This is a genomic window from Leisingera sp. NJS204, assembly GCF_004123675.1.
GTDB lineage: Bacteria > Pseudomonadota > Alphaproteobacteria > Rhodobacterales > Rhodobacteraceae > Leisingera.
In genome coordinates, this window is sequence record NZ_CP035417.1 from 1,595,397 (window position 1) to 1,621,003 (window position 25,607).

Annotated in this window: 34 protein-coding genes; 1 reads left to right on the forward strand and 33 read right to left on the reverse strand. The window is 60.9% G+C overall.

The annotated features are described in order from the left end of the window. Position 1: 1 nt before the first annotated feature. The 33 genes from ETW24_RS07820 to ETW24_RS07975 all read right to left on the reverse strand — a co-directional run bounded on the left by ETW24_RS07820 (position 2) and on the right by ETW24_RS07975 (position 24,848). Positions 2–2,392, reverse strand: coding sequence for a phage tail length tape measure family protein (locus ETW24_RS07820; RefSeq protein WP_164982712.1), 2,391 nt, complete (start codon positions 2,390–2,392; stop codon positions 2–4). A gap of 32 nt (positions 2,393–2,424) precedes the next feature. Continuing rightward, a complete protein-coding gene (locus ETW24_RS07825) occupies positions 2,425–2,766 on the reverse strand; it encodes a DUF1799 domain-containing protein (RefSeq protein WP_129370506.1) in 342 nt (113 codons plus the stop codon). Between the two features lie 20 nt (positions 2,767–2,786). Beyond that, positions 2,787–3,116: a hypothetical protein gene (locus ETW24_RS07830; protein WP_129370507.1), complete on the reverse strand. Its 330-nt coding sequence runs from the start codon at positions 3,114–3,116 to the stop codon at positions 2,787–2,789. A 20-nt stretch (positions 3,117–3,136) separates the two neighbouring features. Continuing rightward, on the reverse strand, positions 3,137–4,072 hold the full coding sequence (locus ETW24_RS07835) for a phage tail tube protein (protein WP_129370508.1): 936 nt from the start codon (positions 4,070–4,072) through the stop codon (positions 3,137–3,139). After that, positions 4,073–4,213 (reverse strand): hypothetical protein, encoded by a 141-nt coding sequence (locus ETW24_RS24240; protein ID WP_164982713.1) that lies wholly within the window; start codon positions 4,211–4,213, stop codon positions 4,073–4,075. Continuing rightward, entirely contained in the window at positions 4,210–4,638 is a 429-nt protein-coding gene (locus tag ETW24_RS07840; protein WP_129370509.1) for a phage tail terminator protein, read from the reverse strand. The genes ETW24_RS24240 and ETW24_RS07840 overlap by 4 nt, the downstream gene beginning before the upstream one ends. Then, positions 4,638–5,066 carry a gp436 family protein gene (locus ETW24_RS07845; protein WP_129370510.1) on the reverse strand — a complete coding sequence of 143 codons (429 nt, stop codon included), beginning with the start codon at positions 5,064–5,066 and terminating at the stop codon, positions 4,638–4,640. Before ETW24_RS07845 ends, ETW24_RS07840 begins: the two co-directional genes overlap by 1 nt. A gap of 65 nt (positions 5,067–5,131) precedes the next feature. Beyond that, positions 5,132–5,572 carry a hypothetical protein gene (locus tag ETW24_RS24480; RefSeq protein ID WP_205877383.1) on the reverse strand — a complete coding sequence of 147 codons (441 nt, stop codon included), beginning with the start codon at positions 5,570–5,572 and terminating at the stop codon, positions 5,132–5,134. A gap of 12 nt (positions 5,573–5,584) precedes the next feature. Further along, complete coding sequence (locus ETW24_RS07855; protein WP_129370511.1) at positions 5,585–6,475, reverse strand: Mu-like prophage major head subunit gpT family protein; 891 nt, start codon at positions 6,473–6,475, stop codon at positions 5,585–5,587. A gap of 10 nt (positions 6,476–6,485) precedes the next feature. Beyond that, positions 6,486–6,917: a hypothetical protein gene (locus tag ETW24_RS07860; protein ID WP_129370512.1), complete on the reverse strand. Its 432-nt coding sequence runs from the start codon at positions 6,915–6,917 to the stop codon at positions 6,486–6,488. Next, positions 6,914–7,996 carry a phage protease gene (locus ETW24_RS07865; RefSeq protein ID WP_129370513.1) on the reverse strand — a complete coding sequence of 361 codons (1,083 nt, stop codon included), beginning with the start codon at positions 7,994–7,996 and terminating at the stop codon, positions 6,914–6,916. Before ETW24_RS07865 ends, ETW24_RS07860 begins: the two co-directional genes overlap by 4 nt. Positions 7,997–8,112: 116 nt before the next feature. Beyond that, on the reverse strand, positions 8,113–8,604 hold the full coding sequence (locus tag ETW24_RS07870) for a phage virion morphogenesis protein (RefSeq protein ID WP_129370514.1): 492 nt from the start codon (positions 8,602–8,604) through the stop codon (positions 8,113–8,115). Between the two features lie 72 nt (positions 8,605–8,676). Next, positions 8,677–9,936: a phage minor head protein gene (locus ETW24_RS07875; protein ID WP_164982714.1), complete on the reverse strand. Its 1,260-nt coding sequence runs from the start codon at positions 9,934–9,936 to the stop codon at positions 8,677–8,679. Further along, positions 9,920–11,563 (reverse strand): DUF935 domain-containing protein, encoded by a 1,644-nt coding sequence (locus ETW24_RS07880; RefSeq protein ID WP_129370516.1) that lies wholly within the window; start codon positions 11,561–11,563, stop codon positions 9,920–9,922. Before ETW24_RS07880 ends, ETW24_RS07875 begins: the two co-directional genes overlap by 17 nt. A 187-nt stretch (positions 11,564–11,750) precedes the next feature. Next, the gene (locus tag ETW24_RS07885) at positions 11,751–13,463 is read right to left on the reverse strand and encodes a terminase large subunit domain-containing protein (protein ID WP_164982715.1); all 1,713 of its coding nucleotides are present in this window, start codon (positions 13,461–13,463) and stop codon (positions 11,751–11,753) included. A 22-nt stretch (positions 13,464–13,485) separates the two neighbouring features. Next, a complete protein-coding gene (locus tag ETW24_RS07890) occupies positions 13,486–14,058 on the reverse strand; it encodes a phage protein Gp27 family protein (protein WP_129370517.1) in 573 nt (190 codons plus the stop codon). A gap of 3 nt (positions 14,059–14,061) precedes the next feature. Beyond that, positions 14,062–14,361 (reverse strand): hypothetical protein, encoded by a 300-nt coding sequence (locus ETW24_RS07895; protein WP_129370518.1) that lies wholly within the window; start codon positions 14,359–14,361, stop codon positions 14,062–14,064. Further along, entirely contained in the window at positions 14,358–14,735 is a 378-nt protein-coding gene (locus ETW24_RS07900; protein ID WP_129370519.1) for a DUF2730 family protein, read from the reverse strand. The genes ETW24_RS07895 and ETW24_RS07900 overlap by 4 nt, the downstream gene beginning before the upstream one ends. After that, on the reverse strand, positions 14,735–15,046 hold the full coding sequence (locus ETW24_RS07905) for a hypothetical protein (protein ID WP_129370520.1): 312 nt from the start codon (positions 15,044–15,046) through the stop codon (positions 14,735–14,737). Before ETW24_RS07905 ends, ETW24_RS07900 begins: the two co-directional genes overlap by 1 nt. Next, complete coding sequence (locus ETW24_RS07910; protein WP_129370521.1) at positions 15,043–15,573, reverse strand: hypothetical protein; 531 nt, start codon at positions 15,571–15,573, stop codon at positions 15,043–15,045. Before ETW24_RS07910 ends, ETW24_RS07905 begins: the two co-directional genes overlap by 4 nt. After that, positions 15,570–16,457, reverse strand: a complete 888-nt coding sequence (locus ETW24_RS07915) for an N-acetylmuramoyl-L-alanine amidase (protein ID WP_129370522.1) — start codon at positions 16,455–16,457, stop codon at positions 15,570–15,572. The genes ETW24_RS07910 and ETW24_RS07915 overlap by 4 nt, the downstream gene beginning before the upstream one ends. Positions 16,458–16,549: 92 nt before the next feature. Next, positions 16,550–16,942, reverse strand: coding sequence for a helix-turn-helix domain-containing protein (locus ETW24_RS07920; RefSeq protein ID WP_129370523.1), 393 nt, complete (start codon positions 16,940–16,942; stop codon positions 16,550–16,552). Continuing rightward, positions 16,929–17,192, reverse strand: coding sequence for a hypothetical protein (locus tag ETW24_RS07925; RefSeq protein ID WP_129370524.1), 264 nt, complete (start codon positions 17,190–17,192; stop codon positions 16,929–16,931). Before ETW24_RS07925 ends, ETW24_RS07920 begins: the two co-directional genes overlap by 14 nt. Then, positions 17,189–17,641 (reverse strand): gp16 family protein, encoded by a 453-nt coding sequence (locus ETW24_RS07930; RefSeq protein ID WP_129370525.1) that lies wholly within the window; start codon positions 17,639–17,641, stop codon positions 17,189–17,191. Before ETW24_RS07930 ends, ETW24_RS07925 begins: the two co-directional genes overlap by 4 nt. Next, on the reverse strand, positions 17,641–17,895 hold the full coding sequence (locus tag ETW24_RS07935) for a hypothetical protein (protein ID WP_129370526.1): 255 nt from the start codon (positions 17,893–17,895) through the stop codon (positions 17,641–17,643). Before ETW24_RS07935 ends, ETW24_RS07930 begins: the two co-directional genes overlap by 1 nt. A 9-nt stretch (positions 17,896–17,904) precedes the next feature. After that, positions 17,905–18,492 carry a DUF3164 family protein gene (locus ETW24_RS07940; protein ID WP_254695725.1) on the reverse strand — a complete coding sequence of 196 codons (588 nt, stop codon included), beginning with the start codon at positions 18,490–18,492 and terminating at the stop codon, positions 17,905–17,907. 206 nt (positions 18,493–18,698) lie between these two features. Next, on the reverse strand, positions 18,699–19,073 hold the full coding sequence (locus ETW24_RS07945) for a hypothetical protein (RefSeq protein WP_129370528.1): 375 nt from the start codon (positions 19,071–19,073) through the stop codon (positions 18,699–18,701). Further along, positions 19,073–19,945, reverse strand: a complete 873-nt coding sequence (locus tag ETW24_RS07950) for a hypothetical protein (protein ID WP_129370529.1) — start codon at positions 19,943–19,945, stop codon at positions 19,073–19,075. Before ETW24_RS07950 ends, ETW24_RS07945 begins: the two co-directional genes overlap by 1 nt. Beyond that, on the reverse strand, positions 19,942–20,685 hold the full coding sequence (locus ETW24_RS07955; protein ID WP_129370530.1) for an AAA family ATPase: 744 nt from the start codon (positions 20,683–20,685) through the stop codon (positions 19,942–19,944). Before ETW24_RS07955 ends, ETW24_RS07950 begins: the two co-directional genes overlap by 4 nt. Before the next feature lie 66 nt (positions 20,686–20,751). Beyond that, a complete protein-coding gene (locus ETW24_RS07960; RefSeq protein ID WP_129370531.1) occupies positions 20,752–22,890 on the reverse strand; it encodes a transposase domain-containing protein in 2,139 nt (712 codons plus the stop codon). After that, entirely contained in the window at positions 22,890–23,780 is an 891-nt protein-coding gene (locus ETW24_RS07965; RefSeq protein ID WP_164982716.1) for a ParB/RepB/Spo0J family partition protein, read from the reverse strand. The genes ETW24_RS07960 and ETW24_RS07965 overlap by 1 nt, the downstream gene beginning before the upstream one ends. A gap of 128 nt (positions 23,781–23,908) precedes the next feature. Next, positions 23,909–24,199, reverse strand: coding sequence for a hypothetical protein (locus ETW24_RS07970; RefSeq protein ID WP_129370533.1), 291 nt, complete (start codon positions 24,197–24,199; stop codon positions 23,909–23,911). A 277-nt stretch (positions 24,200–24,476) separates the two neighbouring features. Beyond that, positions 24,477–24,848: a hypothetical protein gene (locus ETW24_RS07975; protein WP_129370534.1), complete on the reverse strand. Its 372-nt coding sequence runs from the start codon at positions 24,846–24,848 to the stop codon at positions 24,477–24,479. 202 nt (positions 24,849–25,050) lie between these two features. Between ETW24_RS07975 and ETW24_RS07980 the strand changes: the two genes are divergently transcribed. Further along, the gene (locus ETW24_RS07980; protein WP_129370535.1) at positions 25,051–25,395 is read left to right on the forward strand and encodes a helix-turn-helix domain-containing protein; all 345 of its coding nucleotides are present in this window, start codon (positions 25,051–25,053) and stop codon (positions 25,393–25,395) included. Positions 25,396–25,607: the final 212 nt, after the last annotated feature.

Here is a 25,607-nt window from a genome sequence, read left to right on the forward strand (position 1 = left end):
ATCAAACCTTGTATGGATCTTCAAGAGTGTCTTTCACGGTCGAGCGGGCGGGGCCTTGGTCGTAGTCCCGGACCACTTCCACGCTGATTTCCGAGGCGCGTTCTTCCACCACCGCCTCGAACATCGGTGAAGGCAGAAGGCGGACTGTCATGGCCGGGCGGGGTTGCCCGGCCGCCGCTGCGGCTGACGGCGCACTGGCGGTGTCAGCGGGCACAAAGCCGCCTGCAAAGCCGGGGATTTCAACGCCGTCATTCATCGCCTGCAAAAGCGGCCGGTAGCGGCGGGTGGCCTTGGCGGTGATGACGCTTTCACCGGCAGACAGCCAAGCCGGGACCTTGTCATCGCGATTGCCGCCATCGCCGTGGACCATGCCAACAGTGCCGTCGGCAAAGCCAAACAGCCCGGAGACAAAGTCGCCTAACAGGTCGGTTTCGCCCCCGGAGCCAGATCCGCCGCCAAACAGGCCGCTGCCAATGTTGAAAAGCTCGGCAAGAGGCCCTTTGCCAAAGAACACGGCCTCAGCAGCGGCGCGGAGGATTGCTTCCTTCACGCGGTCCCAGGCGTCTGCGGCGGCGTCGCCGCTGGACGTCAGCGCGTCGCCCAGATCCTGGCCGGTTGCCTTCAGCCATTCGCCGGCCTCTTTGGTCTGCTTCAGCGCCTTTTCTTCTTCCAGCCGCTGACGGATGATATCCTCTACGGCCTCGCGCTCGGCGTCGGTGGCGCCAATCAAGGCTTCCCTGTGCCGGATCATTTCCTGCATAACCGGGTCGGTTTCTTTCAGGATATCCAGGCGCCGGTCTTCTGCTGCTATCAGCTTTTCAATAGCGTCGCGCTCTTTCTGGCTCTGGCTTTTTCCGCCGCCCCGTTTTTTTCGCGGGTTCGAAGGCAGATCCACGTCCGGCAGGCCCTGGTCGCGATAGATGTAATCCGGGTTTCCGGCGCCTGCGCTTTCGCCGCGCGGGTCGTTGAAATCGGGGTTGGCGCCGATCCGGCCCATGATCTCTTTGCCCTGGGCTGCCAGCAGGTTGGTTTTCAGGCGGTGGGCCTCATCGGCGGCCAGGGTGATATTGCCCGCCATGTCAGCGTCGGCCACCCCGTTGGCAGCATCCCAGGCTGCCATCAGCTCGATCTTCAGCTCCTCGGAAATCTCCTGCGCGTCAACCTGCTGCTGGTAGGCGCGCCGCTCGGCCTGAAGGCGCAGTTCCGCCGCCTGCAAGCTGCCGTCGCCATGCGTGGCGATGGCCTCCTGCAGGGCTTCTTCGGTCTGAAGCTGGGCAATTGTGTTGCGGGCGGCGGTCTCGATCTTCAGGCGCTCGTCCAGATAGCCCTTGGCCGAATTCTGCAGGTTCTGCCACAGCTCGCTGCCGGTGGCCTGAAGCTCCTGCCAGGGCGCCTGGACACGCCCGGCAAAGACTTCCAGATCTCGGATAACTGCTGCCAGGCCTTCATAGAATTCACGCTGGCTGGCGTTCAGCCCATCCAGGCCGCCAGCAGCCTCCAGCAGCATTTCCCGCACATCCAGCGCGGCGGCCAGCCGCTTGGCAGGATCTTCGCTGCTGTCCAGCAGTTCCAGATTACGGGCAAAAACATCGCTCAATTCCCGATGCGTGGACAGCATCGAACTCAGGCCAAGGAAATCACGGGCCAGTCCACGGGAATTGCGCTCGTCCAAGAAAGAGGTTTCAAGAACCAGGTTGCGGACACTCTCGGCGGTGGCGTCAATCGCCTTTTGCGCATCCAGTTTTGCCAGGGCCGCCATATCGGCCAGCACCAGGCGCAGTTCGGGGGAGGCCGAGCCGAATTCCTCGACCATTTCAGCAACGCTGAGACGGGTCTTTTGCGACTTGTCGCTGAACGCCTCGATGGCGTCCCCGGCCGCCTCAATCCGGTCTTCCAGAGTTTCGGCCGCCTCGGCGGAACCAGTCATCCATTGGATCATGGCTGCGCCCGCAGCAATGCCGCCGATGGTGATCAGGTTCAGCGGGCTGATCATGCGGGCCAGCGCCTGGCGTATCATGTTTGCCGCATTCGCCGCCCCGGAATTGCCGAACACCTGGGTGATTTGGGTGCCTTGCTGAATGGCGAGCTGAAGCGGGTTCTGGCCCGCAGCCAGCATCACGCCAATATCGTTGAACTGGGCTGTCAGGTTGCCCACCTGGCCCGCTGCAAGCTGGTGGCTGGTGCCGACAGTGACAGCGTCCCTGGCCACTGAGGCTTCCGCCGCGCTGAGGGCTTGCGTCCGGCTTGCGGCCGCGCCGGAGACGGTGCCGAGCTGCTTGATTTCCCGCGCGGCCTTGGCTTCCTCAAAGCTGAGGACTTTGGCGGATTTCCCGGCGGCGTCTTTTGCGCCCTTCAGCTCCTGCAGCTCCTGAATGCCCTGGGAGGCATCCATCAAGACTTTTCCGGAGAGGACGAAGGGCATGGTTAGTTTCCGCTGCTTTCGGCCAGAACGCCGCTTTCAATCATCTGGACCTTGGCAAACAGGTCCGGGGTCATTTCGGTGCCGCTGAATGCCCAGGCGGCCTGGGCGCCGGGGTAGTTCAATCCGGTGATGCGGCTGCTGCCGTCTGCCAGGGCGATCCGGTTCAACTGGGTGGCGGCGTCCAGGAAGGCTTCCACCGCCTCCGCGTTCTGCCGCCAGACGCCGTCCGGATCGGATTGGCCCGGCCGCCCTGCGGCCATCAGCTCTTTCGGGATGCCCAGGGTTTCGGCGTCTTCGTCTTCTTCGCACCGGGCGGGCGAGGTGCTGAACAATTTGCCCTGCACCCACGCCCGCCCGGCCCAGATCAGTTTCCCGGCAGAAGACCGTTCATGCCGGTGTGATAGGCCGCCATCAGGGCGATCCGGGCGTAGGGCTTGGAGAGGACGGCCTCGCGGGTATCTTCGCTGTATGGGATGGGCTTGCCGTTTTCCCCGGCCAGTTCATCCATCGTCAGAACAGCCCGGCGCAGGAACTCTTTGGTGCTGTCCGTATCAATCATGGACAACCCGTCGGTTTCGGCATCGTCCAGGGCGTTGAAAGTGGCCTTAAATGTCTGTTCTTCGACACTGTCGCCCTTCGGTACCTGGACTTTCACCGGGCGGGTGAAGGTGGGGTTTTCAAGCACATTGAACACTGGGGTTTGCTCCTTTGGGATCAGGTGAGGGTCAGCGACCATTGGCTGTTCAGGGCGGCAGCGCGGGGCACCAGGCGCAGGGGCCATTCCTTGATGCCCTGAGATTGCGACAGCCCCGGCCGCTGCATCTGGGCGGTGGGCAGATTAAGGGTGGCGATTTTCCCGGCCTCGGTGCCGTGGGTCAGGGCCACGGCGGGCTGGTCCATGTTCATGGCCATCTGGAACGGGTTGAAACCGGCCAGCGGCTGGGCTTCCACGGTGGTTTCGAACAGCTCGGATTTGTCGGTGATCAGCACCCGCTCGGCGCCGACCAGGAAGCGCGGTTCAACCTTGTTGCCCAGGGCCAGCTTGGCTGTCTTCATGACCAGGCTGGTGCCGCCGATGGTGAACACCGGGGTGTTGTTGTGGCTGACAATTGTCGGCTCGGTCCAAGACGCCAGATCAACGGCAGGCGGGGCAGTATCGCTGGGCAGCGTGAACAGCCCGGTCAGGTCAAACTTGATCTTGGGCGTGGCTTGCGCATCCAGCATGAATTCCGCAGTGCCGCGGGTGCCGAGCATGACATAGCGGGTGCCGCCGATGCTGATATGCACGGTTCCTGATTCCTGGCCGTCGACGATAGGGGTGTATTCAACGGAGGTGCCGGGGGTGATGGTTTCGGCGACGGCGCAGGCGCGCAGCAGCGGCCCCCAGGCCGGGGGCGTGCCCGCGGCACCGGAGGCGCTGAGGTCCACAGTCAAGGCCAGCTTGGCGTGAATATCCGTCGGGATGGTACCGTTGGCACTCATGCCGGGCTGTTCCAGGTCGCGGTCCTGATCCTGGCCCTCCATCGGCTTGAAGGTCACATCAAAGCCTCGGATGGCATTGGCCGCCCCGGTCGGGGTGGCGTCGTCGCCATAGGTGCTTTCCAGCTTGAACAGGATGCGCTTGTCGCGCCAATATTTCGGGGCGGCCATTTATGCCTCCTTTGCTTTGCGGGCGGGTTTCGCCGGGGTCTTCGGCTTTGGATCTGCAGCGGGCTTTTCAACCTGCTTCAGTTTGCCGTCAGGCTGGCGGGTGAAGCTGCCGCCGGATTGGGGCAGGGGAGGCTTGCTCATGATGTGACCCTCAGTTCGGTGTCGATGGAAAAGACCAGCTCATAGAGGAGGCGGCCCCCGGTGATGGACAGCAGGCGGCCGCGGTCCACCTGAAACACACCCGGCCCGGAAACCGGCGCCCAGCCCGCCAGAGCAGAGGCCACGCTGGTAATGAGCGGGTCCACTGCTTCCAGCGCTTTGGCGCCGGTCTTGGACTGGCTGGGGGCGATCAGCAGCACGGAATAGGCACGGGCCAGCGGCTGGGTGAAAACCCCGGTGCCCGCCTCGGCTTTGCCGCCTTTCAGGCCCGCGGGGGAAACCGTCGCGGTGGCATTCTGCGGCAGGCGGCCGCTCCGGATCATTTCAACCAGGTCAGCAACAGGCTTTGCCCGGTTGGACAGCTCGGGCACCTGATCGTTCAAGCGGCTGACAATCGCGTCCAGCATCAGATGAACCCTTTCAGGTTCTTGGCGGTCAGCGGGCGTTCCCGGTCGGTGACGCGCACGCCATTGCCGGGTTGGGTCGCGGGTTCCACACCGGCAACGGGCAGGCGGATCCTGCCGCTGGAAATCTTGTCCAGGGTCTCTTTGGCGTCCTTGTACTCGTCCTTGATTTTGCCTTCGGGCGAGTAGGTGTGCAGCTTGTAGATAACGATGGCTTCCGCCAGCTCCTCGATGAGCGGCGGGGTCACACCCAGCGGCAGAACGTAGCGGCCCTGCAAATGGCCGTCGATCAGCGCATCGGCGCCGTCAATAGCGCCGACCACTACAGTGTCGTCAACCTGGCCGGTGGGTTCGTCTGCGCGGTCTGTCAGCTCAATCAGCAGGCTGTCGCCGTACCGTTTCGCCAGCTTGCCAAGCGTGGTGTAGGCCATGGTGCCCTCGAATGATCACGAGAAGGGGAAAGGGTGGCAGCGCCGGTGGGGCGCTGCCGGGGGGCTTAACGGAAGGAAACGATCAGCTCCGGATCGGCTTCCAGCGCCGCCAGTTCCTCCCTGCTCAGGTCAGCGAGGGGGATTTCAACCGCTTCGCGGGTGAATTTCTTGCCGATGCGCCAGCGGCCTTGTTCCGGGCCTTTGACGACAACCAGGCTTTCCTTCTGCGCATCCTGGATCACTGGGGGGACCACCTTTGCGGAAAGGGACTGAAAACTGGCGGCCAAAGCGCTACTGGCTTCACTGACCGGGGCGGCATTGGCCTCTGCCTTCGCCTTGGCCTCTGCTTCAGCTTTTTCCTCTGCTTCGGCCTTGGCTTTCGCTTCGGCCTCAGCCTTGGCTTCAGCTTCGGCAATCTTGGCCTTCAGCTTGTCATCGCCGATGTTCGGCGCGGGGGAGAGGCCCAGTTCTTTCGCACGGGCAAACAGTTGTTCACGTTCATTCATGGGATCTGCTCCTTAGGCCAGACGGGAGACCATCAGCACCTCGGCGGTGCCTTTCCACTCGTTGTCCGAGCCGTCGATCTGGTCATTTTTCATCAGGCGGTTGGCGGCGCCTTCCAGTGCGGGCGGCACCATCAGCACGTCCGGGGAGAGGTTAAGCGGCTCGCCGTAGTCCGCTTTCATGGACTGCACCGCGACCCGTGCGGCCTCATAGTTGGCAGCCGTCAGGGGTTGCCGGGAGACAAAGGCGGTCTGCCAGAAGCCAAAGCCCACATTGCAGCGCCCGTCCGTCCCGTACAGGAATTCCTTGTTCTTGAAGACATTCGCGTCGGTGGGATTGTCCAGCGCCACGAAGTCAAAGGCTTCGCGTTCCTGGTAGATGATCGGCTTGATCACTTCGCTGGTGCAAAGCAGATACCAGGGGGTGCCAGCGCCGCCGCCGTCATTGGAAACCGTATAGGTGTTGCCTTCAGCGTCCAGAACCGGGTGGTCGGTGTCAAAGAAGCTCTGCCCGTCATAACATTTCTGATTGGCACCATCTTTCAGAAGGCCAAACACCAGCTTGTCAGGATGTGCGGCCACCTTGCGGCCAAAGCCTTCAAAGACGGGTTTATACACGCCGATGGTGTCGTCTTTGATTTTGTTCCGCTGGACGCCGATGGTCAGTTCGAAGTCTTTGTTCTTGATGGCGTAGTCGTGTTCTTTCAGGCCATGAACGTGGCGGTCGCCAATCCATTCGCGCACCTCGGGCATTTCGCCGAGCCAGCCATAGGTTTCTTCGCCAGCGGTGGACAGGACGGTGGTTGCGATACGCTGGTAAAGCGTTTTCTCCTGGCCGATGCCGCTCTGAAAATGAGCCTTAAAGCCCTTGCGAAGCGCATTTAGTGCTGCGGTGGTAATAAGCATGATGGGTTCCTTAACCTGCGTTGGTCAGCGCTTCGTCGAAGCGGACCCAGACGCCCTGGGCGTCCACGTTGTCGATAAAGCCCGCACGGGACCGGGTGCCGCCGCCGTCTGTTTTCGCGACGGTCTGGTCATCCGCCACAAAGGCGAGGCTGCCGATATCGGCGGCGGTGATTTCATCAGCACCGGCTGAATTGGCGTAGCGGAACAGGCCCGCATTGAACGGCACATCCAGATCGCCGTCAGCGCCCAGGCGGTTGTCCACCTGGTCATCCGCCCGGCCGACAGCGACCAGGCCGTTTGCGGTCTGGCCTTTGGTCAGCAGACCGGCGGCATTGCGCATGACAATGGCCCCGGCAAAGATCAGCACGCCTGCAACGGCTTTGCCGACCCGGTTGTCGCCCAGGGATTGCGGGGTGTTGCGGTCATTGGTCAAAGCGGTCACTTGCCTGTCTCCTCTTCGCCTGCAAATTGTTCCGGAGACAAGCCCAGCAGAGTGGCCACGTTGGCTTCTTCGGCTTGCAAGGAAACCGCGCCGTCTTTGGTTTCCGGCGGCAGGATGGTGGTGGCGGTGGCATCCAGTTTCGGAAGGCCGGCAATAAGAGATGCAGTGCGTTCCGGGTTTTCCTGGTGCATGGCGATATAGTGGTCGCGATTGGGAGCAACACCGACGCGCATTTCCCGGATTGCCTGATCGATGGCGGCTTCGGATGCGGCCTTTTGGGTCGCGGCCTGGCTCGTGGTGACAGTCTCAGACAGCGCGGTCACCGTGCCTTGCAGAGCTGTAATGCTGGACTGCAGGGCGACGATCTGCTGATCCTTGCCTTCATCCGTGCCCGCATCTTTGGCGGCGGCCAGAATGTCGGGTGCAGCGGCACCTTGAGCGCAGCCCAGGGCAACGCCGATTTCACCCATCTGGGATTGCAGCGCGACGGTGTCGCCCGGCTTCAGTGCGGCCAGCGCCTTGGTGATATCATCCTCGCTGGCACCGGCCGCAAGGCCCAGCATCTTGGCGAGGGTTTCCTGAAACGTCATGGTTTCATTCTCCTGTTGATTAAGGGCAGTCAGCCCGCGGAAATTCGGCTTGTTGACGAGGGACGCGCGGTGGATCGCCAGGATTTCGCGGCTGTTTGGTGCAGGCACACCGACAACCGGGGAAATGCGTGTGAAGGCACGGTCTTCGAGAAGGGCGCGGCCCGTGCCGGTCCATTCAACCCGGCCCCAGATGCCGTCTTCGCGGGCCTGCATTTCGGTGATCCAGCCGCGGGCCGGGGCAGGCAGCCCCTTCGGCGCGGCCAGGTCAGTGGCATGATTTTCGTCAATCACCAGCTTGTCCGTTCCAGCAAAGCTGGCGGCGATGATCTTCTCAGCGTCGGTTACATTGTACGGCCCCCGGCGGTCATTGGTTTGCACCAGGCCGGACGTGGTGGGCAGAAGATGCACCCAATCCGGCGCCCCGGCAGCCGCTGTGCCGGGGAGTTCGGAATGAAGCGCTAGAATGGCGGTCTGATGCGTGTTTCCCATGCCAGCGAATGTCGCAGGCGGACGCGCGCCGAAATACCCGCACCTATGTGCGGGTCAATGCGGCGGGAGTGTTCGGGGGGCGGTTCGGGACAGGTTGGCGGGGCAGGGTTGCCAGGTCAACCCCGGCTGTTTGCCGCCGTTTCCAGCCACTCTTCCAGCTCAAGCACCATGTTGTCCTGGTCCTCGTCGGAAAGGCCGATGAATTCGCGGGCTGGTATGCCGCCCCAGGGAATTGAAGCCCCGTTTGAAGCGGTGCCAAAGGCGCCTTTGGCGGCACCAAACTGCATGACAGCGGCCTGGATGGCATTGGAGCCGTACTCCAGCCCGTCTTTGCTGGCCTCATAGAAGAGGCTGTTTCGCATGTCGCCTGATTGATTCAACGGCGCGCCATAGGACAGGCCCAGCTTGGCGTAGCGGTCGATTGTCGTCTGGGACCGCGGCGCAAATGGGCTGCCGTCGGGGTTTTCGCCCTTCAGCATCCGGTCCTGGGTGGAGTTGATCAGGTATTCGCCCAGGTCCGCCATCGCCTCGGAGGGATCGTCAAGCGCGTTCCGGAGCGCTTCCAGCATCGGGTCCAGGGTGTCCGTGTTGTAAACAAGTCCGCTCATGGCTATATTCTACCTGCTTTCGTTGGGGGCATCAGACCGCCAGGCTCATAACCTGGAACCGTGTTCGGGCGTTCAGGTCGGGGACCCTTCGGAAGCTCTTCTTCCCCACATGGATTGAACTGCCAGCATCCGGCGTTTTCTGCCGCGGATCTCCATGGCCACCGTGTAGGTGACGCCGCCAATCCGGCGCGTGAACCGGACCACAGGCAATCCGGCCCGTGTCTCGCCCGCCTCCTCGATGACGTCCGGCTGGTTCAGAATTCGGGGCAGCAGCGCATAAGTTTCCGCACTGATGGGGATCTGGCCGCGCAGGGCTTCAGCAGTGCCGCCGTGTCCCGAAAGGATGTGCCGCACTGCAGGCGCGTCCAGCGTGAAGTGATAGTTCTCCAGATCGCTGCCCAGCAAGTCATTCACCCGCTGGCGGTGCGCCTGGGTGAGGCGGCCCATGGTCCGCACCGGCTGCACGCTGCGGCCCTCCTGCACGGCCTTTGCATAGCGGCGCAGGTCGGTCATCAGCGACGGCAGGTTGCGGTAGGCGCTGGACAAGGCATCCTGTTGAACCGCCGGGAAATCGTCCAGATAGGCACGGGCAATTGAATACGGCCAGTTTACCGTCTTCTTGGCCATGGCCTGCACCAGGTCGGCAACAGATGCGCCTGGCGCCTGGCCCCAGCCCTCATCTATGCCGGCGGGCGCGCCGGTTTCTGCCAGGGGAGCGTCCCAGCCGTCCCGGAGCTTTACACCCGGCTTGCCGCCGCGCCGGATCGCTCCGGCAATTGAGCGGGCGCCAAAGACATTGCAACTGCAGCCAAAGCCATTGGGCGGGAAAGCAAACGGCCAGAACGGATGATCGGCGGGAAGGATCAGCCCGTCCCAGGAGAGGTGCTGCAGGCGCGGTTCCAAGGATCCGCCGTGCCGGTATACCAGAAACGGAAAGTTGCCGTTGCGGAGCTGCGCCAGGCGCCCGGCCATGTAGCTGGTGCGCATATTGGTGCGGTAGATGGTCCGCATCCGCCAGTTCCGGCCTTTTTCGCTGTCTTCGCCGGTCCAGCCGGTCCAGCCGCGCCGGGCTACAATGGCCCGGAAATCATCTTTGAACGCTTCAAAGCCGGTGCCTTCTACAATGGCTTTGTCCAGGGCGGCGGCCAGGTCTGCCAGCAGATCGGCCTTGGTGGCTCCGGCGACGGCAAGAGACCGGTCATGAGCCGCGCCTTCCAGGTCATCCCACGCCACCGTGGGAACCAGGTCGCCGAGCCGCAGACGGAAGGCCGCAACCTGCTCCTTGAAAGGGCGGCGGAAGGTGGCCGCCAGCGCATCAGTCACCGGCTTCATCCTCTACAGCAGCCCGCCCGCCGGCCGCCGCCGCCAGGATGGCATCGGAAAGGGAAGCGGTCAGCCCGGACGCATCCAGGTCGGAAAAGGAGTTCAGCAGGATGTCCCGTAATTCCTCAAGGCTGGACGCCGCTTCAAACATGGCTTCAATCTGATCCAGCATCCCGTCCACCGCCGGGCCTGCCTCACGCTCAAGCCGGGCGGTCAGATCCGCAATTGGCGACACCCCCGAAAAACCGCCCGTAGAGGGCTGTTCGGCCTGCAGGGCGGTATCGCCCCCTGAAAAACCGTTCCGGGTATAAAACCCCCCTTTAAAAATGCTCTCAGGGGTATTCCCGTTGCCTGCGCCCGGTTGCATTCCCGGCTGAGGCGGGGTTTCGGGCGGTTTGCCCAGAATTCGCTCCCCGCTCTTGGGCGCGGAAAGCCCGAGCTTGGCCAGGACTTCCTTTTCGGAAACCTGAAGACCCACCTCGACCCAGGGCGTTGCGGCATCTGTCCAGGCCTTCAGGTCTTCGGCTTCAGGACGGGCAAGTTTCAATTGGGGATAGCGTTTTTGCGGCCCGAAATTCAGGTCAATAAACGGGCGTACCAGCATTTGGTTGAGAACACCGGCCAGCAGGCTGGCGTCGGCGGTTTCAATATCCTCCTGGACCTGCCGGTGCTCTTTGCCGGAGCCAAGCCCGCCGGTAACCGCGTCTGTGGTGGAGGTCTGCCCAAGAACCGCCTTGGAGGTCTGTTTGTCCAGCCAGTCGGCGCGCCGTTCATATAGGTCCACAGAGCCGCTGATATTCTGCGCCTCAATGAATTCCATCATCATGCTGTCCGGCATGATGGCCGCGCAATCCCCGGCGATATTGACCACCGCGTGATAAAGCGTGTCCTTTTCCTCTTCAGAAGTGCCGGGGCCGTATTTCCCGATCCGGATAGGCTGGCCATAGGTCTGCGTGAAAATCGCCCAGTCCCGCTGGGTGAAGGCTTTGAACATCCAGGCCCAGGCGGCGGGCCGGGCAAGTCCGCCGCGCACCGGGAGGCCGGACTTGGCCTTGATCGGGGCAAAAATGAATTTGTAGGCGGGCAGGGGTTCTTCCTGGCCGCCTTCATTCAGCATCACCGGGGTACGCAGGTCTTTGCGCTGGAACCGGAACCAGCGCGGATCCCGCCATTCCAGCCGCTGGGGCACGGTCATTCCGTCCGCATGTTCCCAGATGATTTCGGTAAAGGAATAGCCCTTGCCGACACCATCCAGGATATCAAACAGCTCGCCCTGCAGCTCGTCACGGGTCAGCCAGTCGCGGAAGGCATCAGCGTGTTTTTTCTCTGCTGCTGTTGTCCCGCGCGTTGTCACGGTGGCAGGCAACTGGCTGACGGCCCGCTTTCGGGTGCCGACCACACCCAAATAATGCAGATCCCGCTCTTCAATGGTCTCGGCCAGTTCCAGGTACCGAACCGGGTCGCCCTGGTCAGCGGCCCGCAGGATATTGGCAAGCCGCACCGGGTCCAGCCCGTCGCCGGGATATCCGGACACAGGGGACCGCACACTGCCGAATGAAGCGGCAGCGATTTCCTCGGTCAGAGCCTTGCGGTCAACCGGACGGCCATAGGGATCAAGCACAGGAGATTTTGCCATCAGCCGCGCCCCCGGAGTTTGCTCCACAGCCAATTGAAAAGACCGGGCCGCGGGCTGGAAAAATCCTGACCGGCGGGGGCTGCGGTTTGCACTTGAGCCATTTTCACCCGCTCTTTCCGCAGTTCCATTACCTGCCGTTGCGCGCGGTGCGCTTTAAGCCGCTTGCGCTCTTTCTTTGTCCGGGCCATCAGAACCCCCCCTTGATTCGGGCGCCCAGCGGGCCGCTCCACGTGTTTTTCGGATTATCCGCCGCTCTGTTCCGGGCCAGGCGTTCGGCGCCGGTCCTGGATGGTGCGGTGGTATTCTGCGGGGCCGCGGCGGCCCGGTAGCCGAACTCAACGAACCGCATCCGGGACGCGAAATGCGCCAGTGCCAGGCCGACGGCATAGTCGCCGTGGCGCCGCTTGACGCCTTTTTTCCCCTTGGCCAGCTCCTTGTCGCGGATATCGGGCACCTTGGGGATGCCCCGGATTTCCTTCACAGCGCGCAGGTCGGTCAGGTGATCCGCATCCGCACCGATTGAAATCATGTCGCCTTCAAAGGCGGTTTTAAGGGGCGGCATATTCACCCGGTACCATTCCAGGCTGAACTTGATTGCCCAGATCAGGCCGGGCGTTTCTTCGCTTTCGCGCAGGCCGAACCGGCGGCCCATGTCTTCTGCCACAGTCCAGCCCATGCCGGTGGCATCAAAGGCAGCCCCCAGCAGGCGCGGCAGAACACATTCCAGAACGTCGCCGACAATGGCCTTTTGCTCATTGCCTGGCACGTTGCGCATTTCCAGGGACATAGCTTCACGCCGCCGCAGGTTCTGCTCGAGCATCAAAAGCGGCAGGACCGAAAGATCCGCCACCCTGGCAAAGTCAAACCCGGCCGCATAATGCGGCGTCATATCAAGCCCGCACAGAACCTGGTCCAGTTCGCGCATAAAGGGCCGCATGTGTTCGGACTGATGCTGCGGGGTCATGTGCAGGTAGTTGTCGGGCAGTTCCAGGCGCAGCACCGGGGCGTCAGCCGTCATGCGGGCCTCAATCAGCGGTGCGGCCAGCCAGGCGCCGGAGCCGGACTTCGGGATGCAGTGCAGCTCCTCGTCGGCGTCATCGCCGTAAACGGCGTGGATGCTGTCTATCCACTTCTGCTTTTCTTCCGGCGTGTCGGGCTTTCCCGTGACCAGGGCAATCCGTTCATAAAGCCCGGCGTCCACCGCCTCGTTGAAGGTGACGCGCACCACTTTGGCAATGTCGCCGCGCTCGCCGGAATTGACCTGGCGCACCAGGACATTGAAGGGGTTGCTGTCCCCGTCATGGGTGGAAATGACCAGGACCTTGCCGCCCCACATCAGGAGGGCGTTTGCCGCCTTCAGCATTTCGTCCAGCTCGTCGTGGAAGGCTGCCTCGTCAAAGATCACATAGCCCTGGCGTCCGCGCAGGGAACGTGGCTTGCTGGTCAGCGCGACGATTTCAAAGCCGCTGGCAAAGCGGATGCGGAAGGCGCTGATGTGCCGGTCTTCTTCGCCCTCTTTCTGATCCTTGAACAGGAAATCCTGCACCGCCGTTGCGGCAGGCATGAAGGCCTTGGCCCACATGGCGCAGGTGTCGATAAACTCGCGCGCCATATCCAGATTGAAGCCGATATAGAGCGTATCCATGCCGCCCGCTGGCTTAGACGCGCCGGAGGTCAAGACAGCGTCTGCGCCCACGCCCCAGGTCATCCCGATACGGCGGGATTTCTCGCAGACCGTGAACTGGTAGGCAGCCGTCGTTTGCAGGAGCTTGGTCTGGTACGGCAGCAAGACAGCCGGAAGGCCCTGGCTGGTGTCGATGATATCAGGAAAGGATTGCGCACTGTCAGCGCGCAGTTGTTCCCATTCCGCGTCGGTGATTTGTCCGGTTTCGGCGCTCATGGACAGACCCCGGCAAGCGCATTCATCGCTTGCCCCCGAACAGGATTTGCTCCCGGATTGCCTCGACCGTTTCAGCCGTCATACCGAGCTGGGTTGCGGCTTTCGCCATGTCTCCAGCGGCCTCTTCTTTGGCCTTCAGCGCAATGCGGCCGCGCTCATCATCCATCAGCTTTTCGCGGATGCCGGAGCTGGCCATTACGTCTTTCATCATCTTGCCGATGAAATGCAGTTCGCGCGGATCGATCTCGCCGCCGTCCTTGCTCATTTGATGCTGCATGGATTTGAACGCCAGCGTGGTTAGCATCTGGAACAGCACGTTGTGCCGCTGGGCTTCTTCTTCCAGCCCGGCTTCGGTCATCCAGCTAGCAGCCCATTGGCTGGCCTGCTCCTGATACTTGACGAATTCGCGGTATTCCTGGCCGTACTCGTGAACCGCAGACTTGCCAATCTGCAGCTCTATGCCTTCTTCCTGCAGCTTGGCATTCAGGTCATCTGCGATTTTCTCATAACCGCTCCAGCCGCTGTTCTTCAGCGTCTCGTTCAGCCAGTCGCGCACCTCGCCTGGCATCATGTTGATTTTACGGGGGCGCGGCATGGATCAGGCGCCCGGGTCCGGAAGCCGCACACCGGGGTCGGTGGCCTCATTTCGAGCAAGTCGCAGGCCGCGACGGGTCAGTTCCGCAATGACTACTTCATTGTCACCGGAGGTTTTGACAAAGCCCTTTTCTTCGAGCCAATGAAGATCCGCGACGGCTTCATTGTAGAACGTTGGAATGCCGCAACCCTTTGCCACCATTAACAAGATATCTGCATTTGTGGGGAGGTTGTTCACGCCAAGCAAATGATGGAGAAAAACCCCTCGGCGAAGGACCCGTTGCTGTTTTTGATAACTGCTCATTTCGTGAGGTTCCGTAGGTAGGTTTCGTGGCCTTGAACCGTGCGCTCTAAACGCCTCTGCCCTTCGGCAAGGGCTTGCATCTGGGTCGCAATCGCTCTGAGGGTGCCGTCCATTTCAGTCAGGGTGAGCTGAAGCTGATGGACCTCTTCTTTCGCGGGCAGGTTTTCCACGATGTGTTGCAGGGATTGGATTTCCAGAGCGTGTTCGTCCATTCGTTTTGACCCGGTGTGAAACCGAGCGTCGATTGTCTTGAACTGCTCTGAAAGGTCGTCGCCGCGGCGCCCGAACCAGGCATAAACTGCCGATCCGAGCGCCGCGACATAGGCGCCAGCCGTGAAGGCGTTAGACCACGTGAACGTGGGGTCGAACTCCATCAGTGAAGCTCCCCCGACGGTTCCGGTTCGGCTGCGCCAATCGCCTGAAACTCTCTGCCATACCCAAGGACACAGGCCGTACCGCCGGGCGATGTGGCCGATATCGTCCAGGTGCCGGTTTCCGGAGAAACGAACAGATGAATGGCATTGCCGTTCCTGGCGAGCATTTCAGCGGCGGGGGCCTCGCCGTACTTTTCAAAAAGAATGGCGGCCAGTTCATCGAAACGGGCATAGCACTGCGTAGCCGCGGCGGCGGGCTGGACGAAAAAGCCCAAGGCGATAGCGGCGGAAAGTGCGAGAACCCGGATCATGCCGCACCGCCTTTCATACCGGCAATCACCGCGTCCTTGTTCTTGGACCCGACCGACGAGCCAAAATAGAAGTTCAGCACCTGGCTAAGTCCGGTGGCCAGTGAGCCAATCAGCAGGGTGACAACCGGGCCGGTGGCCGCAGGCAGTTCGTACAAAGACACATAGGCCAGGACCACAAAGAACCCGACAATCACAGCAGCGGCCAGAACGCCAGGAACCCAGTCCCTGGTCTGGACCTGGCGGGCGCGGGCGCTGGCGCGATCATCAGCGGCGATGCGTTCCAGCTCGATGCCGGCTGCCTGAAGCTGGGCGGCAAATTCTGCATCGACCTGCTTCAGCTTGGCCAGATCGGCGGCAGATGCGCCCAGGATGGCCTGTTCCACCTCGTTGGAGGACGCGCCCTGGCGGCCCATGAATTGCGTGGCCAGGGCATCAACAGCCACCCCCGCCATAGGCCCGCCCAGGGCCGCCGCGACGGTCGGCGCAACAGTGCCCAGAAACCGGATGATCTTGGCTTTGTTTTTCATGTCTCAGCCCCTTTGAAGCCGGGTTTGGAAATGGTGACAGGATCGGCGTAGCTTTCGGCAATCCACCCCTCGGCGCCGCCATAGATGACCTTCAGCCAGTCGCGCCCGGCGACGGTTACAGAGGCGATGACCGGCACGCGGGTTTCATCGGGGATCTGCGCAATGACATTGGGATTGAAGCTGGGCCAGCGGCGCATATTGAGCGTGTCGCCGGGTGTGCTGATGATCACAAAATCGTCTGCCGCGGCGGGAATTTCCTCATCGCCCAGTTCCGCCTCGGCCGGGTCGGTGCGGCCAAGGATAAGCGACCGGATATGTTCCAGCGGGAAAAGCGGGTTGGTGTCCACCTTACGGCCGGGGGACACGTACCAGTGGGTGGTCATGTCTTCGAGAGTCGGAATGGACGAAAACAGCGTTTGCAGCAGGCCTACCAGAGCTGCGATTTGCTCCTCGGTGTAGGGCATCCACAACCCGTGGCCGTGATGGGGCGTCTCGGCTTCTTCAATGCCGTATTCCAGAATGCTGAATTTCTGGCCGAACCAGGTGCGGGCGGATTGCTCCGATGCCCGCGTCATGCGGCCGGGGTTCACCATCTCGATGCCGATGGAGAACCCATTGCACCATTCGCGGCCATGATACTCTGATTTTCCGGCGTGGCTGGCTTTCCGGTTGACCGGGACCTGCTGCTCGATGTGCCCGTCACGCTCGATCACAAACTGGACCGACACCTTGGCGCCGTTGTCCTGCAAGTAGCGGGCGGCGTTGCCCTTTTCGATCCTGCTGGCGGTGTCGTGAAGAATGACCAGGCTGGGAGTGATCTCGTGGCCAATCCAGCGCGCTTCGTTGAAATCTATGCCAGTGACTCTGCCGTATTGGATGCCCATTTCCGGCCCCTTAAAACCCCATTTCAATGGGGTTCAAATTGGGGGATCGGGACGGGACGATACACCCGCACCTATGTGCGGGGCAGTTGACGTCAGACGCCGGGAAACAGGGAAGGCTGGTTGGGGTCGGACTTGCGCCGCGCGCCGGGTTTCCGCAACCAGCGGCGGACGCTGACGTCGGTCACGCCAAGCTTGAGAGCAATTTGCACGGTTGGCAAGCCCTGAGAATGATAGACTGCAGCCCGCCATTCCTTGACCAAGGGAACACGGCGTTGCAAGCGGTTTTCAATGGCTGCCAGCATCCGGGCCTTAGGGTAGCCAATCAGCTCAACAACTTTGGAACGGGCAGTCGGGTGGGTGGCGATGTAGGTTTCAACACCGCCAAAGGCTTCGAGAAAACGCAAGGTGTCCTCAAGCCCCAGGGCTTCCATATAGGGGTCCACCTGGGCAGGCGGCTTAGGAAAACTCAGTTCATCCTTTGCCATTGGTCCGGCCCTTCGGCGGCTTGCGGTTGGTTCGTTTTCCCCGGATCGGCAAAACAGTGGTCACCACTCCATTGCGGACCTTATAGATATGGCCGCCGTGGATGATGCCTGTGGCCTCCGGAAACGCATCGCCAAGCGTCACAGCCTTGCCGATCCGGCGGCGGATTGCGTTGACGTTCACGCCCTTGACGCGCTCAAGGAACCGCAGGACAGCGTGGTCAGAAACTTGCAGGCGGCTTGGCTTTTTCATCGCTGGTGGTCCTCCCAGGCGAAATCAATGTCCGCCCGTTTGCCCCAGCTTTTCAGGGCCTGAATAACCTGGTCGATCTGATCATGCTGGCGCAGCATATCCACGTCGGCGGGAACCGACTGCCAGGTGTTTTCGAACCGGGCGCGGACGAACTTGTTCAGGCCTTTGCGGCTGGGGTCGCGCAGTGCGCCGGCGGCACCCAGTTCACGCCACAGAACATGGACTAGGCGCAGATCCGCGCGGGGCGCCAGTTTTTGCTTTTTGCCGCCGCTGCTGGCCTTGAAGCCGTCCGATTTAAGGCGCCTTAAAACGCTGTTCAGCTCGGCCTCATTCATGTCTTTCATGGAGGCTTTGCCGGTGACGGCAAGCTGCAGATCGCGGCGGCCGTCACTGTCCAGGCCCAGCTCGCGGCAGCCGACGTGGATTTTCTGCTGAAGCGCACGGGTCATCAGGAACCCTCGCTCAGCGCGGCCGCAACCGGGTGGCTTGCAGCTTCGTCGGCTTTCATGCGCTGCAGTGCTTCGTCCATTTCTTCGCGCACAATGGCGTCAAAGCGTTCGGGGGAAATGCGGGAGACCTCCGCCCCCTGTTTCAGCAGCGCCACCGCGCTTCCCAGCACACGATTGGCCCAGCGTTTTTTCTGCGCATAAACGCGGAAGCTGCGCCGGGCTGCATCGCGGATTTCGTCTTCGGTCATTGCCATGTTTCGTCCTCACGCTTTGGCCAGATCGATGGCGATGTACTGCCAGGGGGCATCAACGCTCAAACGGCGGTAGCAGCGCGTATAAGACGCCGTGCCGACAACCCGCATCGCCATACGGATGGCTTTCATGGCCTGCTGCCAGCGCTCGTCGGCGATATCCTGGCGCAGCAGCATGAAAATCTCAGAGCGGTTGATTTGCCCCGTCTTGTCGGTGTTGAACGCGCGGGTGACGATGGAGCGGAGTTCCGGGCCAGCATCTGCGGCCCATTCATTCAGGCATTCGTCCAGCAGTTGCTTTGCAATCTGAAGTTCGGGGCCGAAGTCGATCCGGTCGGCAACTGAAACCGTGACCTTGTACAGGCTGTCATGGGACAGCAGGGTCATATTGCCTTTTTTGCCGCCAAGCTTGGCGCCGTATTCCTGCGCCAGAAGTTCTTCCAGAGCGAGAATGTCCTTATTGGTGTGGGCTTTGAAGCGCGATATTTGCTCCTGCAGCGGCAAGGCGTAGCTGACAATCTTGCGGACGGTTTCATCCATCAGCAGATCTTGAGCGTTTATGGTTTCGATTGGGTCCAGGCCGCCTTTGGCGTTGCTCATATAGGTGTTGCCGTTGGCCACAATCCGGCCGTCGGGAAGAGGAGCGGGATTGAATTGGCTCGGCCGGTTTTCTTGAGGGGACTGTTCAGTCATGAGTGATGGCTTTCAGTGAGAGGTGGAAAAGGATCAGGCGCCTGTTGGGTCCAAGCGGTCGGCAATACTGCGCAGATGAATTGCAAGCCGGGTCTTGATCGGAAGCCGAACCTTCATTCTTCGGGGTCCTTTCTGAACTTCGGGCAGGCGCGGCAGGCACGTATCATCCGGACCCGGAACGGGCTGGAATGTGTCCACTTTTCCGCACGGCGGCGGTGGGCCAGGCAGGCGGCGCTGGGGATCTCGGTTTTCAGAGCGGGGCAAAGAACCGGGGCACTCATGAAGACGTCGCGCACCGCAGCTTCAATGCGGACAAGCGAACCGCCATAGCGGTTGCGCATGGCCTGGCTGACAATTGTGGCGCTGAGGCCAAGTTTACTGGCAACAGAATTCTGCGAAGACTGGTCGCATTCGCGCACCAGGACTTCGACCCAATCGGGCAGAACATCGCCCCAGCCGTCCTTAGCTAGTATCAAGCGGTCGCTCATCACAGGCGCCCTCCTGGAGCATAGACAATCTTGTCGTCGTTGCTGTCGATGATGACGGTCATGCTGCGTTTCCGGGGCGGCAGCGGGCCGGTGTTTTTGATCAGAGACAGCGGCGTGTCCGCCATCAGGTTCCGGGTGCGGGCGGCGGTGCGCAGATAGCCGGCGCGGCGCAAAATCCGGCAGTATTCCACAATGAACCGCTGGGGGATATCCGGGCGGGCCGGAGCCAGCGCGGCAAAGATATCAACCGGCCGGAACCGTTTCTGATGGCGGATTGCGGTCCAGACGGCGCCTTCTTTGGTGCTGCGCTTGTCTTTGGCGTCTTCGCGGGCCTCTTCCGGCGACTTCACCGAGAAGAACACCTTGCCCTTGCTGCGGCCCCAGACCCGCATGACGCCGGTCTGCTTCAGGCGGCTGAGAAACCGCGTCCGGATGGTTTCCGAAGCGCAGATGGTTTCAACATCCGCGTTGGTGAAGTAAGGCCGCTCGGAAATGTATTTCCAGATCTGCTGTTCTTCCAGGCTGCGCGGTTCAGCCGATGGAAGCTCAATATCCGCACCGGTCTCGCGCATCTTGTCCAGCAGCCGGTCCAGGCGGTTGCGGGACCAGGCTGTGTCCAGCTCATGCCCGTTTGCCGCCGCCATGATTTCCTTGGCTTCCTCAACGCCCCACACGGTGAAGAACTTGGTGGTGCCGTCGTTGCCGCATTCGGTGACAACGCCCTGGCGCTGCAAGGCGCGCAGGTAATTCTGCCGGGTCCAATCGCCTGCCTCGCAGTAGGTGGCAACGTCATGGTGGGTAAACCGCAGCCGGGTCTGGATGAATTCCAGGATCTCTTTTTCGGCGGCGTTGCGGGTGGCGGTTTGGCTCATTTCAGCCCCCTGCGCGGGCTGGGCGCATCCTTGCGGCGGAATTCAATACCGCCCCAGTCCTGCAGCGTCATGCTGGTCTGACCGAGCTTGTTTGCCTCGCCTTTGACCTGGGCAAGATCGGTCACCATGCGCCGCACGTTGCCGGTGTTGCGGTCCAGAATGGCGTCCAGAAGATCCTCAGAAACCTCCACGCCTTCAGCATAAACGCTTGCCAGCAGGCCCGCATCTTTCAGGGTGGCCGGCTGCGCGGCGACCCAGGACATAACCCGGCTGTCAATGAGTTCATATTTCCGGAGCTGCTGCGGGAATTCCTCCATGCCGATCATGACAACCGGGGTGTCCGAACCGTCATGCAAGTCCCGGATCAGCTCGATCACGCCGCGCCGGAAGGCATAATCCGCTTCATCGACAATCAGCGTGCGCCCGTCCAGTGCCAGTTCCTCGCAGGCCTGCAGAACCATGTCAGGCACCACCCGCTTGGGCGCCACGCCCAGCTCGTTCAGCAGCCGTTCCAAAAAGGTCTTTTTTGTCCAATCGCCCTGCATCGAAATGTGGATGACGTCAAAGGCAGAGGCGCAGAAGATGGCGCCGAAGGTCTTGCCGTAGCCGGGGTAGCCGTAAAACACCCCCAAGCCCGGCATTCCAAAGGTCCGGTTCTGCAGCTCGGTTACCAGCGCTGCCATCGTCGCCACGTTGGTCAACGGCTGTACGCTATTGCCGATTTCCAAGGTCTGTGTCATGCTCGCTCCTAGTCAATCAATGCCGTCGCCATGGGGTCCAGCCAGGCGGCGGTTTTCTTTTGTGATCTACCCGGCGTTATTGCCGCCGAATGCCTGTTTCAACGCTGCCAGCGCCTCGTACTCCGAATGGGTTTGGTAGCCCTTCAGCCAGCCAGCCTCGCGCTCCCCGACCGGGTCGCCGTTTTGCTGCCGGCGCTCGATTTCCTGCGCTTGGGCAAACCGGTCGTCTGCTGTTGCGGCCACTTTGAAGGCCTCCTGTTTGGGGGAGGGTTCGGATTTCTTCCGCCCATCGCCGATCTGCAGAATGAGGGCGTCCTGGGCGGCCTCGGCGCTGGGGTCCGAATGGTCCCGGAAGTTTGAAACCTTGGGCGTTTTGGGAAACACTGCCTTCACCACTTTGGCTTCCATCAGTGCGTTTGTTTCCTTGCTGATCCCGTTCAGATCGGCCCCGAGCTGTTTCGGAGTATGCGGCGCGTACAGCTCGGCCAGTTCCTTCTCCTTTTTGACGATATCGCGCTTCCGCTTGGCGGTGACGCGCGCATCCTCATGACTGAAGAAGCCGATTTTCTGCTGGCATTCAGCAAAGCCCAGGTGCGCGCCGTCGTGCGTGTAAATATGCACCCCGCTGTGCAGGTTTTCGGGGTCAAAGCGGATCACAACCTTGCGGCCTGCATCCTGGCTCATCCAGTCGCAGTGATAGACATTGCCCAGAAACTTCAGGCTGCCATTGTTTTTGTGAAGCTTACCTGTGTCCTGGCCCATCAGCCAAAGATTGCGCTGTTCTTCGGTCGCCTTCAGGACATTGGCCGTGGCGTAACTTTCCGCGAAGGTCTCATCAAAGCTCCGGCCGGCTGCGGTGTCCGTGCGGCGGCCCGTCCGGGCATTGTGTTCTTCAATGCGCTCTTCCAGAACCTCAATAAACTCGTGCAGAGGAACGGCGTGGGAGCCGTAATTCTCGGGTTTGGCATCCGGACGGTTCCCCACATATGCGCCCGCGAAACGCACATCTTTAGCAATGTCATTTGCATGGCCGCCAAAGGCCCGCTCGATAGGTTTTGACTGGCCGCTTGCCGGTTGTGCCCATGTCAGGTTGATGCCCAGCAGCGTTAATACGCCGTGCGCATCATCTTCGCGCACCTTGAACCGGAACCGGGTAGGGGACCCGCCCGTCATCCACTTGTTTGCAAACTCGTGGCCGTTGTCGAACAGGCAACGCTTTGGGATGCCCCAACTGTCTACCATTTCTCCAAAGGCAGCCATCACCATGATTTTGTTCGGATCACAATCTACCCGCCAGGACAGGAACTTTCCTGAGTAGAGGTCCTGAAACGCAATCATTTGCGGGCGGCGGACCTTGCCATCCGGCCAGCGGACAAAAACATCAAACTTGTGGCAATCCGCGTTCACCGCTTCCAGTGCATGTAGAGCGGATTTATCTCTGATCTGCGCAGGAAAGCAGCGTATCAGCCCGCGCGGGCCTTCGCGTTTGTACACTTGGGTGGTGCGCGGCACTTCGGCATCCATCCAGCGTTTTGCGGTTTTCAGGATTGGAAACTCCCAGCCCCGATGGCTCGCAACACGAACCGCGTCACGGTAGCTCTGTGCAAATGTCGGCCCCTCCATCCGCAGGAAGGCACTTTTCAGCCAGTCCATGAACATTCTGAACTTGCCGCGGTCCTCAGTTTTGGTGCGCTTTTTGGGTGGCTGGGGCGCCAGATAGGCCAGGTGATCCGCCGCCGGAATTCCTTCAATCAGCCCGAGCCAATTGTAGATAGTGCGCGGGCTGATCTTGTATTCATCAGCAATGAACCCCACGGCTTGAACATGAACCGTGCCGCTGCTGTGCAGCAGCTCCACTTTCGCAAGCACATCCAGTCTACGTGCAGCCTCGTCCTTGTTTTTTTGGGACAGCTTTTCATAAGCCACCCAGGCGGTCGCCCGGTCTGGGCGCTCCGGTTGCGCTGGTGTTTCTGCCGCCTGCATCACCAGTTTTTGACGGGCGGCAGCGGGCAGGACAGACCAGTGATAGGACCACCCGCCGCCGCGCCCAGGCTTGCGCTTGATGGCTCCGGGCACCTTGCGCCAGCCGCTGCGCTCAGCAAAGGCGTTTACGTTCTGCACCGTGCCGGGCAACCCCGGCAGTTTTGCCTCGGCAATCTCTGCCGCCGTCCACCATTCTTTTTCGGGAGTGATGCCGCTGCCCATTATCCGGCCTCCCGGTTGTGGGCTTGGAACATCACAACTTCAGAAGCGGGCGTTTCGCTGTCTCCGGCATCCTGCAGATGTTCCAGCAGCTCATCGCGGAATTCCGCCGCAAACTGCGCCCGTGCAGCTTTGGAACCGCGCCGCCAGGCGTCGGCAATCTTGGCAACCTGCTGGTCTGTGGTGGATTGCACCGCCGCTCCGGGTACTTTCTTGCGGTCTAGAACCTCTTTGGCGGATTTCGCCTCCCCCATGCCCAGGGCCGCGCAGATCGCGCTTCGATCCGCCTGTTCGCCGCACTTGGCTATGTGTTCCAGGTCTTTGAATTGCACCTTGTTCGGTGCGTTCCGCAGTTGGCTGATTTCCTCTTTGGACAGCTTTTCGCCGACACTGATCAGGCGCTGCATTGTCTTCTGAGATTTTCCAAATGTTTCAGCAGCGTTGGCGCTGAATGATGCAAGCGACATTTTGTCGTTTGCATCCCAGCGGCCGTGCGCGCCAGCTTTGCCTTGCGCTGTCTCGGGGTTTTCCCGCTCATACAGCTCTTTGTGCGCAGCCAGAAAAACGGCCATATCCAGCGGTGTCAGCGGGGCGCCGGCCACATTGGCATCAACTTCAATCCGGATGGCCTGGTCATTGGTGCATTCGCTGACCTTGACCGGCACTTCTTCCAGCCCGGCTTCCTTGGCGGCGGTCAGGCGGTGCAAGCCGTCCATCAGCCGGTAGCCGTCTTTGACCCTGCGCACCAGCAGCGGCTGCAGGATGCTGCCGACCTCTTGGATGGACGACACGATGCTGGCAACCGCCGTGGGTGAGGCGGTGCGCAAGCGTTCTTCCACTTGGATATCAGCAACCGGAAGGATTTGAATTTTCTGCCAATTTGGAGGGGTCATTGGGGATGCTCCACTTTGATTGAATTCAGCGGTTTCAAGGGAAGGCCTGCCGTTCTTTGCGGCATGGCCAGCGGTGTCAGCGCGCAGGCGGGGCTTGAAACTGCCCGTCATAATCTGCGCACCAGGCATCAGTGCTTGCGGGCCAGGAAGTCGTTGAAATCGTCCAGGGCGCCGTCACTCGCCAGGCTGGAGACAAGGTCAGCGACCCGGCGCTGCGCTTCGGCCATAGCCTCAACTGCTGCGTCCACATCAGCAGCGCATTCGCCAATCGTATTCCAGCCGTGTGCTCGGGCCATCTTGTGACGGCTTGCAGCGATAACCAGGCGGTCGCGCTGTTTTGCATACTCGGCCGCTGCGCCGTGCAGCTCAGTGGCTCGGTGAAGAACAGAATTCTTGGTGAAAAAGTCGTTTCCGGTCATTTCAAAAAGGCTCCAAACAAAAGCAGGGAGGGCAGGGCGAAGGCGCAAACGCCCCCAATCAGGTCGTCGAAAAGGTCCGAGGGGTTTGGCCACACAGCGCGGAACCCTTGGCCCCAGCCCGCTAGAAATGAAGCAAGGCTGGGACCCGTTCCGGTGAGTGGTACGCGGGAATAAAAAGGCCCCGGCAGCGCACCCCCATGGCTGCCGGGAAGTTGAACCAGGCCGCTGCTAGCAGGCGTGCGGGACTGGCTGGACGGGTGTTCTTTTTGAATGCTGGTCACTGGCCTGCCTCCCTCCTGCCGGAGAGAGGGGGCAGATCATCAGCAGATAAACTGCGACGATCTCGCATGGGGCCGTGCATTTCCTCGTCGTAACTACCTGATTCTTTAAGGTGTGGAACGACGTCGTCGCCTGCATTCGCTACCCGATACCCCAAGGTGTACAGAACCGTCCTGACAGTCAGGGTATTCGGGTTGGGAACCTGTCCGTCCTTCAGTCTGCGAATTTGCTTCCCAGAGAGGCCGCAAGACCTGGCAAAGCTTTCGCAAGAAACCGTGGTGAAGCCCCGGTTCATCTGGTCAAGCTCTTTGCGGAGAAGCCCTGCGAACTGCTGTCCGCTCAAGTGGTGAATTATTGTTTCTGGTGCCATCGGGTCCTCCGTTGGGTTAAACGGTAGCCTTAAAAGACCAGTGTAACAACCCTAAAAGACCAGCAACATGCCGTAAAGGGTCGAGAGATTATCGCAAAAGGTGGCGGTTAACCCCTTTTTGCTGGATGGGTGAACTTAAAAGTCCGCCTGCTGGACTTTTATTTCCGTTTGCTGGACAAATAATTCCGTGTAAGGTTCGCGCATGAGCAAACCAGGCAAGAATAATTCAGACTCAAAGAGTGAGGGGGTCGAGGCGTGGAGGAAGCGCCTGCGTCAAGCCCTGGATGACCGTAACCTTGACTATGATAAGGTGTCGTTGGAGAGCGATAGCGGAGCTGAGTATGTAAGCCGGGTGCTGTCAGGCCGCTTTAACCCGACGGTCGGTAAGCTTATGAAAATATGCGAAGTTGCAAACATTGATATGGCTTGGTTGTTTTCTGATGATCCATCATCCGAGAGCCAGTCCGTGGTTGAGAAGGCTGCGGACCTCTCAGAAAATGATGCCGAGCTAGTCAGCCGACTCATCAAGAGTGCGCGCCCGCGCTGATTTAATTCTATCCATTGCTTGTTCGAACAGCCGGGTTCCTTCGCCCGGCTTTTTTTTGTTTGCTTGCTCCACTTCATGAACAATCCTTTGCAGCGTTTCGGCGGTGATCCCGTCTTCGTTCATCTGGTTGCCTATCGAGGTGAAGTATCACTTGTGATACTTCACGCATTGCGGTATTCATGTGTCACATTACATACTAAGCGTGTGCATCC